Consider the following 10,712-nt stretch of genomic DNA (forward strand, 5'->3'; position numbering starts at 1 on the left):
GGCCGGCGGGTGGCTCAGCCCTCGAGCGCGGCGTCGAGCGTGATGTCGACGCCGGTGAGCGCCTTGCTGACCGGGCAGCCGGCCTTGGCCTTCTCGGCGGCGTCCTTGAACCCGGCCTCGTCGAGGCCCTCGACCTCACCGCGCACGGTGAGGGTGATGCCGGTGAGCTTGAAGCCGCCGGCCTCCTTGTCCTCGCCGAGCGAGACGTCGGCCGTGACCTCCAGCGCCTGCGGCGTGCCGCCGGCCTCGGCGATCAGCGCCGAGAGCTGCATCGCGTAGCACGAGGAGTGCGCGGCGGCGATCAGCTCCTCGGGGCTCGTGGTCCCGCCGGCGTCATCTGCCGCGCGCTTGGGGAACGAGACGTCGTAGGTGCCGACGCCCGAGCTCGTGAGCTCGACCTGGCCGGAGCCGTCCTGCAGGCCGCCGTTCCAGGCGGTACGGGCGGAGCGAGTGGGCATGGATCCTCCTCGTTGAAGTCTGAACGGACTCCTCGACCCTAGCGATGCCCACCACACCCGGACGGGGGCCTGATTTCGGTCCCGGGCCCGCTGCTCCGTATACTCGCCCGCGGCCGTCGAGCGCTGCTCGCAGGCCACGCCGCCTTAGCTCAGTCGGTAGAGCGAGTCACTCGTAATGACTAGGTCGTCGGTTCGATTCCGACAGGCGGCTCCGACTCCCCCGGGGACCCGAGACCCTGGGGGGAGTCTTCATGTGCTGGGCGATCGCCCAGGTCGGGGCACGCGTCCGCCTGGAGCCGTTCGAGCAGGTCGTGCGCCGACGGGGCACGGCCCTTCGTCGGTGTGAGGTCCTTCGCCGCAGCGGACACCAGCCTCTGCGCCGCCTCACGCACCTTCACGTTCGCATCCATGGAGAACGCGCGCAGCACCGCGAACGCCGTGTCCGCGTCCACGCTGTAGAGCTGCACGAGCACGCCCTTGGCCTGCTCGATGACCGCGCGATGACCTGCGAGGTCTGCCACCGCCGTGTCCACCTCCGCCGCCACGGCGTCGTGCCGGACCTCGGTGAGGTCGATGAGGTGCCCGCACACGGCCGGCGACCCGTCGTCCGCACGCTCGACGTGACCGGCCGCGATGACGACCCGCTCGCCGTTCCTCGCCGTCACGATGCGGTGCAGGAACGAGAACGGCTCCTCCCGCTCGAGCGCCGACTCGCGCGACTCCCACGCCATGGGACGGTCGGCCGGGTGGATGTGCCGCATCACCAGCTCGGTGGTCGGAACGACCTCCCCCGGCTCGAAACCGTGGATGCGGTACACCGCGTCGGTCCAGGTCCACTCGTCCGTGTCCGGCCGGTACCGGTAGCGGCCGACCAGCGCAGCACGGGACGCGAGGAAACCGTCGCCCGCCCTCCGTTGGCCCATGGCGAAATTCTGCCCGCGCGGACCGATCCGCTCAACTGGCGTGAGCGACGTGCCCGTGGACGCGCACGGACGGTCCGGGCCGCCGCTTCTTGACCACCCGGACCTGGACCCCCGTGCATGCGCGCATCCTGCGGCGGGCGTGCGCTCCCGTACCCGACCACGCGGGCGACGATGCTGCCAGTCCGGCCTAGCCCACCCGAAGGGACCGTCAGCGGGCGGGGTCGACGACCAGCTCGACCTCGACCTCGTCGCCAGCGCCGCGACCGGTCTTCTTGCGGGTCTCGGCGTTGAACGAGACCAGGTAGCGCCCGCCCATCACGCCGATCGTCGTGGCGTAGGAGTAGTCGCCGTCGATCGTCACGAGCACCGGCACGCGCTTGCCGCGCTCGAAGGACAGCACGACCTCCTCGGGCACGACGATGCCGACGTTGTTGCCGCCGGTGGCCTCGAGGACGGTGCGGAAGACGGCCATGCCTGGCTCCTTCGGGTCGGGTGGCGAGACGCTACGGGATCAGTCGGTGATGTCGACACCCCTCCAGAACGCGACCCGCCCGCTGATCTCCGCGGCCGCAGGCTTCGGGTCGGGGTAGTACCACGCGGCGTCGGGGTTGACCTTCCCGTCGACCTCGAGGGAGTAGTAGGACGCCTGGCCCTTCCACGGGCAGGTGCTGTGGGTGGTGGAGGGACGCAGCACGTCCTCGCGGACCGACCCAGCGGGGAAGTAGTGGTTGCCCTCGACCACGACCGTGTCGTCGCTCTCCGCGACCGTGACGCCGTTCCAGGTTGCCTTCATGGCTCCAGTGTGGCGCGACGCACAAGGGGTCAGGCGGTCCGCGCCACACTGGGGCCATGAGCCTCGTCCTCGTCACCGGCGCGTCCACCGGCCTCGGCCTCGCGACCGCGTCCGCCCTGCTCGACGACGGTCACGACGTCGTGCTCCACGCGCGCAGCGCCGAGCGGGTCGAGGACCCGGGCGTGCTGGAGCGCGTGCACGGCACGGCGTACGCCGACCTGTCCGACCTCGACGCGACGATCGCGCTGGCCGAGGAGCTCGACCACTTCGGCCGGTTCGACGCGGTCGTCCACAACGCCGGCACCATGGACCGCTCGCTGGCGACGCAGGTCAACGTCGTCGCGCCCTACGTGCTGTCGGTCCTGATGCGGCCACCCGCACGCTCGGTCGTGCTGAGCAGCGGCATGCACCTCTCGGGCAGCACCGACCTCGCCCGCGGCGGCAGCTACTCCGACACCAAGCTGTGGGTCACCACCTTGGTCATGGCGTGGGCGGGGCAGCGGACTGGGCAGCGACCGGACACCCTCTGGCACGCCGTCGACCCCGGTTGGGTGCCCACGCGGATGGGTGGCGCGGGCGCGCCCGACGACCTCGTCGAGGGCCACCGCACGCAGGTCTGGCTGGCGACCGCGCCCGAGGGGGACATCGACCCGCCCACCGGTGGCTACTGGCACCACCACGCGACCCGCGCGCCGCACCGGTCGACGCTCGACCCGCAGTTCCAGCAGACCGTGCTCGACCACCTCGCCGAGCGCACCGGGGTCCGCTGACGGCCCGGGCCGAATTGGTTGTCGAACGCAACCGTGTGTAGGTTGCACAGATGCCTTCCCCCGTCCCCACCGCCGCCCGCCCCGGACTGGCCATCGCCGTCCTGTGCGCGGGCGGCCTCAGCGTCGCGCTGACCCAGACCATGGTGATCCCGATCCAGAGCGAGCTCCCGCAGTTCCTCGACACCTCGGCGTCGAACGCGTCGTGGGTCATCACCATCACCCTGCTGGCGGCCGCGGTGACCATGCCGGTCGCCGGTCGCATCGCCGACATGGTCGGCAAGCAGCGGGTGCTGACCGCCAGCGCGGCCCTGCTGTTCCTGGGGTCTGCGGTCTGCGCGGTGTCCGACTCGCTCGCCCCGATCCTGGCCGGGCGTGCGCTCCAGGGCCTCGCGATGGGCTTCATCCCGGTGGGCATCTCGTTCATCCGCCAGTTCGCCCCGCCGGAGATGGCCTCCACAGGCGTCGCCACCATGAGCGCCACGCTCGGAGTCGGCGGTGCGATCGGCCTCCCGCTGGCGGCGTGGATCGCCGACTCCGGCGACTGGCACACGCTGTTCTGGGTCGCCTCCGGGTTGGCCGCGGTCATCACGGCGCTGACCTGGTTCGCCGTGCCGCACGTGCACGACGGCTCGTCCGGCACGCTCGACGTCGCCGGGACGCTCGGTCTCGCGGTCGGCCTCTCGTCGTTCCTGGTCGGCGTCTCCAAGGGCAGCACCTGGGGCTGGGACGACTCCCTGACCTGGTCGTTCCTCGTGTTCGGCGTGGTCGCGCTGGTGGCGTGGGGCGCCTTCGAGCTGCGTCAGGACGAGCCCCTCGTCGACCTCCGCACCACCGCCTCGCCGGCGGTGCTGCTCACCAACCTCGCGGCGGTCGCCGTCGGCTTCGGCATGATGGCGCAGTCGATCGTGGTGCCGCAGCTCCTGCAGATGCCCGAGGCGACCGGCTACGGCCTCGGCCAGTCGATCCTCGCCGCGGGCCTCTGGATGGCCCCGGGCGGGTTGATGATGCTGGTCTTCGCGCCCGTCTCCAGCGGCCTGATGAAGGGCCTCGGCCCGAAGGCGACGCTGATGATCGGCGCCGCGGTGCTCGGTGCGGGCTACCTCGTGGCCCTGGTGATGATGGCCGCACCCTGGCAGCTGCTCGTCGCCTCCTGCGTGGCCTCGGCCGGCGTCGGCATCGGCTACGCCGCCATGCCCACGCTCATCCTCGACTCCGTGCCGGCGCACGAGGCCGGCTCCGCCGTCGGCGTCAACGGACTGATGCGCTCGACCGGTACGACGCTGGCCGCGGCCGTGATGGCGACCGTGCTGACGAGCAGCACCGTCGACCTCGGCGGCGTCGCCGTGCCGACCGAGTCGGCGTTCCGCTGGTGCTTCGTGATCGGAGCGGTCGCCGCCTTCGTCGGTGTCGCGATCGCGGCGTTCGTCCCGACCGTCCGGCGCCGCCGCGACGCGATCGGCGCCGACCTCGCCGCGGCCGAGGCCTGAGGCCCGGGGCCCGGGGCCGTGGTCACCGACGACACCCTCGCCGCCCTGCGCCACGAGCTCGTCCGCCTGGGCCGCCTGCGCGAGACCACGGCGTCGGTGACCGGCCTGGACGTCTCGGCGTTCCGGATCCTGTGGGTCGTGGTCGAGCACGGTCCGCACACCCTGCGCGGGCTGGCCGACCAGCTCCAGCTCGACCAGTCGACGATCAACCGCCAGGTCCACGCCGCCGAGGGCCACGGCCTGCTCGAGCGGTACGCCGAGCCCGGCTGCCCGGGGATGCTGGTGCGGGCCACCGACGCCGGCGCGGCGTCCTACCGGGCGGAGTCGACGGCGCGGGCCGAGGGCCTGCGCGCGATCGTGGACACCCTCGGGGAGGGCTCGGTGGCGCGGCTCGCCGCGGACCTGGCCGGGTTCAACGACGCGATCGACGCCGCGATCGGTGCCGGGCGCGGGGCAGGGCTCAGCCGAGCGTCGAGCGACGTGCGACGAGCTCGGGGGTGAACACCAGCTGCTGGTGGTGGTGGTCGGGGTTCTCGGCCTCGTCGAGCACCAGCTCGGTGGCCCGGCGGCCCAGCTCCTGGCGCGGCTGGCGCACCGACGTGAGCGGCACCGCGGCGGCCGCGGCGTACTCGATGTCGTCGTAGCCCACGATCGCGAGGTCACCCGGGACCGACGCCCCGGCCGTGCTGAGCTGCTGGAGCAGGCCGAGGGCGAGCAGGTCGTTGGCGCAGAACGCGGCGGTCGGCCGGACCCGGTTGCTCATCCCCATCACCCGCTCGCCGGCCGAGCGTCCCTCGACGACCGTCAGCCCCTCGGTCGCGACGACCGTGAGCTGGTCGTCGGGGAGCCCGGCGTCGGCCCACGCACCGCGGGCGCCGGCGAGGCGGTCGCGCACCTGGCCGATCGTCTCCGGTCCGCCGATGAACGCCACCCGCGTGTGGCCACGCTCCACGAGGTGCTCGACGGCGAGCCGGCCGCCGAGGACGTCGTCCACCGCGACGGAGCAGAACGCCTCGTCCTGGCGGGTGCGGTCGACGATGACCAACGGGGTGCCGTTGCGGCGCACGTCGCTGAGCACCTGAGCCTGCGGGTCGACGGGCGTGACCAGCACGCCCTGCACGCGCTGCTCGACCAGGTGGGCGAGGTAGTCGCTCTCACGGGTGGCGCGGTTGTCGGAGTGGCACAGGAAGAGGGACAGGCCGGCGTCCTCGGCAGCGCGCTCGGCACCCTCGGCGACGTCGGTGAAGAACGGGTTGCGGGCGTCGAGCAGGACGTAGGCGAGCGTGCGGCTGTGACCGGCGCGCAGCTGGCGCGCGGACTCGTTGCGGACGAAGCCGAGCTCGCGCATCGCGTCCTCGACACGGGACCGGGTGGCGGGGGAGACCCGCTCGGGCCGGTTGAGCACGTTGCTGACGGTGCCGAGGGAGACCCCGGCACGGGCCGCGACGTCCTTGACGGAGGAGGCACGTGCCACGACGCTCCCCTCCCGTGCGTTGAAACGATGAACGCTGCCGTCCGGAGCGTACGACATGTGCGACCAATTCGTGACCCAGTGACGCTTGACACGTGTGACGGCCCTCACCTACCTTTCGTTGAAACCTTTCAACGAAGGAGCACCATGGCCACCGCAGCACCGGTCCTCGAGCTCGACGACGTGTCCAAGTCGTTCGGCCCCGTGGTCGCCCTGCGCTCGGGCAGCCTGCGCGTGGACGCCGGCTCGATCCACGCGCTGATCGGCGAGAACGGCGCCGGCAAGTCGACGCTCGTGAAGGTCGTCGCCGGGGTGCACCGACGCGACGGCGGGGTCTTCACGCTCGGCGGCGAGGCCGTCGACTTCGGCTCCACCGCCGATTCCAAGCAGGCCGGCGTCGCGGTGATCTACCAGGAGCCGACCCTGTTCCCCGACCTGTCGGTCACCGAGAACATCTTCATGGGCCGCCAGCCGCTGGCCCGCGGCCGCCGCATCGACCGCCACGCGATGGTCGCCGAGGCCGAGCGCCTCTTCGACCGCCTCGGGGTGCGGATCGACCCGCGCCGCCCGGCCGAGGGGCTCTCGATCGCCGACCAGCAGATCATCGAGATCGCCAAGGCCATCTCCCTCGACGCCCGGCTGCTCGTCATGGACGAGCCGACCGCCGCCCTCAGCGGCGTCGAGGTCGAGCGGCTCTTCGCCGTCGCCCGCAGCCTGCGCGACGAGGGTCGCGCCCTCGTCTTCATCTCGCACCGCTTCGACGAGGTCTTCGCCCTCTGCGACACCGTCACCGTGATGCGCGACGGCTCCTACGTCGACACCCGTCGCGTCGAGGACACCACGCCGTCCGAGCTGGTCTCGCTCATGGTGGGTCGCGACGTCGACGAGCTCTTCCCGAAGGTCGCCGCCGAGATCGGCGAGCCGGTCCTGCAGGTCCGCGGCCTGACCCGCGCCGGCGTCTTCCACGACGTCGACCTCGAGGTCCGCGCCGGCGAGATCGTCGGCCTGGCCGGGCTGGTCGGCGCGGGCCGCAGCGAGGTCGCCCGCGCGGTCTTCGGCGTCGACGGCTACGACGCCGGCTCCGTCACGATGTCCGGCAAGCCGGTCAAGGCACGCGACCCCCGCGCGGCGATCCGCGCCGGCATGGCCTTCATCCCCGAGGACCGCCGCAAGCAGGGCCTGGTCATCGACTCCTCGGTCAGCAGCAACGTCGCCGCCGTGATCCGCCGCGGGATCGCCCGCGCCGGGCTCCTCACCGGCGCGATGGAGAACCGCGCGGCGGGGCCGTGGGCCGGCCGGCTCGAGGTCAAGACCAGCGCGCTCGACATGACCGCCGCCACCATGAGCGGCGGCAACCAGCAGAAGGTGGTCATCGCCAAGTGGCTGGCCACCGACCCGCGGCTGCTGATCATCGACGAGCCGACCCGCGGCATCGACGTCGGCACCAAGGCCGAGGTCCACCGGCTGCTCTCCGAGCTCGCCGGGCAGGGCCTGGCGATCCTGATGATCTCCTCCGAGCTGCCCGAGGTCCTCGGCATGGCCGACCGCGTGCTCGTGCTGTGCGAGGGGCGGATCACCGCCGAGCTCGACCGCGCCGACGCCACCCCCGAGGCCGTGATGCACGCGGCCACCCACCACCTGGAGGACGCCCAGTGAGCCACACCGACGTCGAGCGCCCCCGGCCCGAGGCCGAGGTGTCCACGGGCGAGGCGCTGCTGGTCGAGCCGAGCCGGCTCTCGCCCGGACGCCGTGCCCTGACCACCGTCCTGCGCTCGCGCGAGCTCTCGATCTTCCTCGTGCTGGTCGCCGTGGTCGTGCTGGCCACGACCAAGAACAACGGCTTCCTCTTCAGCTCCGACGGCTGGCGCAACTTCCTGCTCAACCCGTCGATCCTGCTGCTCCTCGCCGTCGGCCAGGCGGTGGTGATCATCACCCGCAACGTCGACCTGTCGGTCGGGTCCACCATGGCGCTGACGGCCTACCTGACCGGCCGGCTCTTCGTCGAGCAGCCGAACCTGCCGATCGTCGTGGTGGTGCTGGCCTGCCTGGTCCTGGGCGGCGCGCTCGGCCTGGTCAACGGCCTGCTCGTGGCCTACGGCAAGGTGCCGGCGCTGGTGATCACCCTCGGCACCCTCTACATCTACCGCGGGATCATGCTCACCTGGGCCGGCAGCGACCGGATCAACGCCGGTGACCTGCCCCGCGACTTCCTCGCCCTCGGCACCCGCACCGTCGTCGGGATCCCGGTCCTCACGATCATCGCGGTCGTCGTGCTCGCTGCGGTCGGCTACTACCTGCACACCGCGCGAGGTGGCCGCGAGCTCTACGCCATCGGCTCCGACCCCGACGCCGCGGTCCTCTACGGCCTGCCCGTGTGCCGTCGCCTGCTCGCCGCCTTCGTCCTCAGCGGCGCGCTGGCCGGTCTCGCCGGCGTGCTCTACACCGCCCGCTACGGCACGGTCAGCTCGAGCGTCGGCTCCGGCATCGAGCTGCAGGCGGTCGCCGCGGCGGTGATCGGCGGCATCGCCATCTTCGGCGGCAGCGGCACGGTCTGGGGCGCGGCCATCGGGGCCTTCCTGCTCATCACCATCAACCGGGCGCTGCCCAGCCTGGGCATCGAGGACTTCTGGCAGCGCGCCGTGGTCGGCGTGCTGATCCTCGGCGCGATCGTCCTCGACCGCGTGCTGTCCCGGCGCCAGGCCCGCAAGCTCGCAGAATCGAGGGACCACGCATGAGCACCCGGACGTACGCCGACTACTCGGCGCCGCTGTGGAAGCGCTGGCTGCTGACCCGCGAGACGGCCGTGATCGTCCTGACGGCCGCGGTGGTCCTCTACTCGCTGGCCAACGTGCCCAACTTCGACGGGCCGCTGACGCTGAAGTTCCTGCTGCAGGACATCGCGCCGATCCTGCTGATCGCGCTGCCGATGACGCTGATCATCATCACCGGCGAGATCGACCTGTCGGTGGCGAGCATCATGGGCCTGAGCAGCGTGCTCCTCGGCGTGCTCCACGACGCGGGGTTCTCGGTGCCGACGGCCGCGCTGCTGGCGCTGCTCGCCGGCCTGGCGTGCGGCGCCCTCAACGGCTTCCTCATCGCCTACGTCGGGCTGCCGTCGCTGGCGGTCACCATCGGCACGCTCGCGCTGTTCCGCGGCATCGCCGTCGGCCTGCTCGGCACCAAGGCGATCACCGACTTCACCGAGAGGTGGGCCGACCTCGCCACCGACACGATCGGCGAGACCCGGATCCCGCTGGTGATGATCCCCTTCGCCGTCCTCGCCGTCGCGTTCGCCGTGCTGCTCCACTTCTCGACCTTCGGCCGCGGCGTCTACGAGATCGGGCTCAACGACGAGGCGGCACGCTTCACCGGCGTCGACGTGGCCCGCACCAAGCTGGTCCTCTTCCTGCTCTCCGGTGTCGTCTCGGCCCTGGCCGGCATCTACTTCACGCTCCGCTACGGCTCGGCACGCGGCGACAACGCCACGGGCTACGAGCTCCAGGTGATCGCGGCGGTGCTGCTCGGCGGCGTCTCGATCTTCGGCGGCCGCGGCCGGCTCCACGGCGTCCTCGCCGGGGTCGTGCTGATCGGCGTCATCTCCAGCGCACTCCGCCTGGAGTCGGTGACGGTCAACGTCACCAACATCATCGTCGGCCTCCTGCTGGTGGCCTCGGTGATCCTCCCCAGCGTCCTTGGGTGGGCCGGCTCGCGGCTGCCCCGCAAGGCACCCAGCAAGGACCCGGCGACCGCCGGCGTCTGAGACATCCGAGAGGTAGACACAGATGAAGTTCCAGAAGAGGCGGCCCGCAGCCCTCGCCGCGCTGCTGCTCACGGCGTCCTTCGCCTTCACCGCGTGCGGTGGCGACGACGGCGGCGACGGCGGCTCCGCCGGTGGCAGCGGCGGTGGTGGTGACCTGAGCATCACCATGCTGCCGAAGAACCTCGGCAACGCGTACTTCGACACCAGCACCGACGGTGCCGAGAAGGCGGCCGACGAGATCGGCGCGGACTTCGAGGAGGTCGGTCCCGACACCGCCAGCCCCGACGCGCAGGTCTCCTACATCAACACCGTCGCCCAGCAGGGCAAGGACGCCCTGATCCTCTCGGCCAACGACCCCGATGCGCTCTGCGACGCGATCGACGAGGCCCGCAGCGCCGACGTCAAGGTCGTGACCTTCGACGCCGACACCAACCCCGACTGCCGCGACCTGTTCATCAACCAGGCCACGGCGGAGGGCATCGCGTCGAAGCAGCTCGAGCTGATCGCCGACCAGATCGGCGGCAAGGGCGAGATCGCGATCCTGTCGGCCTCGGCCAACGCGACCAACCAGAACGCGTGGATCGACATGATGGAGAAGGAGCTGGCCGACAACCCGGACTACTCCGGCATCGAGCTCGTCGACACCGTCTACGGCGACGACGAGGACCAGAAGTCCTTCGACCAGACCGAGGCGCTGCTGCAGAACCACCCCGACCTCAAGGGCATCATCTCGCCCACCACGGTCGGCATCGCCGCCGCGGCGCGTTACCTGTCCGACAGCCAGTACAAGGGCAAGGTCGCGCTGACCGGCCTCGGCACCCCCAACCAGATGCGCGAGTACGTCGAGGACGGCACCGTCACCTCGTTCGCGCTGTGGAACCCGGGCGACCTGGGCTACCTGGCCACCTTCGCGGCGGCCGCTCTGGTCGACGGTGACATCACCGGCGAGGAGGGCGACTCCTTCGAGGCCGGCGACCTCGGCACCTTCGAGGTCGGCGCCGACGGCACCGTCCTGCTCGGCGAGCCCTTCACCTTCGACAAGTCCAACAT

General features: G+C 71.7%; 12 protein-coding genes and 1 tRNA gene. 8 read left to right on the forward strand and 5 right to left on the reverse strand.

What is annotated here, in order from left to right; genetic code table 11:
• Positions 1–14 precede the first annotated feature (14 nt).
• The gene (locus ACFFJG_RS12070) at positions 15–458 is read right to left on the reverse strand and encodes an OsmC family protein (protein ID WP_378518975.1); all 444 of its coding nucleotides are present in this window, start codon (positions 456–458) and stop codon (positions 15–17) included.
• Between the two features lie 138 nt (positions 459–596).
• On the opposite strand from ACFFJG_RS12070, the gene ACFFJG_RS12075 reads away from it, so the two are divergent.
• Positions 597–669, forward strand: a tRNA-Thr gene (locus ACFFJG_RS12075).
• On the opposite strand, the gene ACFFJG_RS12080 is transcribed toward ACFFJG_RS12075, so the two are convergent.
• From ACFFJG_RS12080 to ACFFJG_RS12090, 3 genes are all read right to left on the reverse strand, one after another.
• Positions 638–1,381, reverse strand: coding sequence for a PAS and ANTAR domain-containing protein (locus ACFFJG_RS12080; RefSeq protein ID WP_378518976.1), 744 nt, complete (start codon positions 1,379–1,381; stop codon positions 638–640). The genes ACFFJG_RS12075 and ACFFJG_RS12080 overlap by 32 nt on opposite strands.
• Positions 1,382–1,589: 208 nt before the next feature.
• Positions 1,590–1,853, reverse strand: coding sequence for a DUF1905 domain-containing protein (locus ACFFJG_RS12085; RefSeq protein ID WP_378518977.1), 264 nt, complete (start codon positions 1,851–1,853; stop codon positions 1,590–1,592).
• 39 nt (positions 1,854–1,892) lie between these two features.
• Positions 1,893–2,174 (reverse strand): DUF427 domain-containing protein, encoded by a 282-nt coding sequence (locus tag ACFFJG_RS12090; RefSeq protein ID WP_378518978.1) that lies wholly within the window; start codon positions 2,172–2,174, stop codon positions 1,893–1,895.
• Between the two features lie 56 nt (positions 2,175–2,230).
• Here ACFFJG_RS12090 and ACFFJG_RS12095 point away from each other — a divergent pair, with 56 nt between their 5' ends.
• The 3 genes from ACFFJG_RS12095 to ACFFJG_RS12105 are packed head-to-tail and all read left to right on the forward strand — an operon-like array spanning position 2,231 to position 4,932.
• On the forward strand, positions 2,231–2,944 hold the full coding sequence (locus ACFFJG_RS12095; RefSeq protein ID WP_378518979.1) for an SDR family NAD(P)-dependent oxidoreductase: 714 nt from the start codon (positions 2,231–2,233) through the stop codon (positions 2,942–2,944).
• A gap of 50 nt (positions 2,945–2,994) precedes the next feature.
• Positions 2,995–4,431 (forward strand): MFS transporter, encoded by a 1,437-nt coding sequence (locus ACFFJG_RS12100; RefSeq protein ID WP_378518980.1) that lies wholly within the window; start codon positions 2,995–2,997, stop codon positions 4,429–4,431.
• An 18-nt stretch (positions 4,432–4,449) separates the two neighbouring features.
• Complete coding sequence (locus ACFFJG_RS12105; protein WP_378518981.1) at positions 4,450–4,932, forward strand: MarR family winged helix-turn-helix transcriptional regulator; 483 nt, start codon at positions 4,450–4,452, stop codon at positions 4,930–4,932.
• Here ACFFJG_RS12105 and ACFFJG_RS12110 read toward each other — a convergent pair.
• Positions 4,892–5,905: a LacI family DNA-binding transcriptional regulator gene (locus ACFFJG_RS12110; RefSeq protein WP_378518982.1), complete on the reverse strand. Its 1,014-nt coding sequence runs from the start codon at positions 5,903–5,905 to the stop codon at positions 4,892–4,894. The two genes, ACFFJG_RS12105 and ACFFJG_RS12110, sit on opposite strands and share 41 nt — an antisense overlap.
• Positions 5,906–6,049: 144 nt before the next feature.
• Between ACFFJG_RS12110 and ACFFJG_RS12115 the strand changes: the two genes are divergently transcribed.
• The 4 genes from ACFFJG_RS12115 to rhaS form a co-directional block, all read left to right on the forward strand.
• Positions 6,050–7,558, forward strand: coding sequence for a sugar ABC transporter ATP-binding protein (locus ACFFJG_RS12115; protein WP_378518983.1), 1,509 nt, complete (start codon positions 6,050–6,052; stop codon positions 7,556–7,558).
• Positions 7,555–8,637 (forward strand): ABC transporter permease, encoded by a 1,083-nt coding sequence (locus tag ACFFJG_RS12120; protein ID WP_378518984.1) that lies wholly within the window; start codon positions 7,555–7,557, stop codon positions 8,635–8,637. The genes ACFFJG_RS12115 and ACFFJG_RS12120 overlap by 4 nt, the downstream gene beginning before the upstream one ends.
• Positions 8,634–9,662, forward strand: a complete 1,029-nt coding sequence (locus ACFFJG_RS12125) for an ABC transporter permease (protein WP_378518985.1) — start codon at positions 8,634–8,636, stop codon at positions 9,660–9,662. Before ACFFJG_RS12120 ends, ACFFJG_RS12125 begins: the two co-directional genes overlap by 4 nt.
• A 22-nt stretch (positions 9,663–9,684) precedes the next feature.
• On the forward strand, positions 9,685–10,712 hold a 1,028-nt coding region (gene rhaS / locus ACFFJG_RS12130; protein ID WP_378518986.1), incomplete at its 3' end, for a rhamnose ABC transporter substrate-binding protein.

The sequence above is a fragment of the Nocardioides zeicaulis genome (assembly GCF_042432345.1).
Lineage (GTDB): Bacteria > Actinomycetota > Actinomycetes > Propionibacteriales > Nocardioidaceae > Nocardioides > Nocardioides zeicaulis.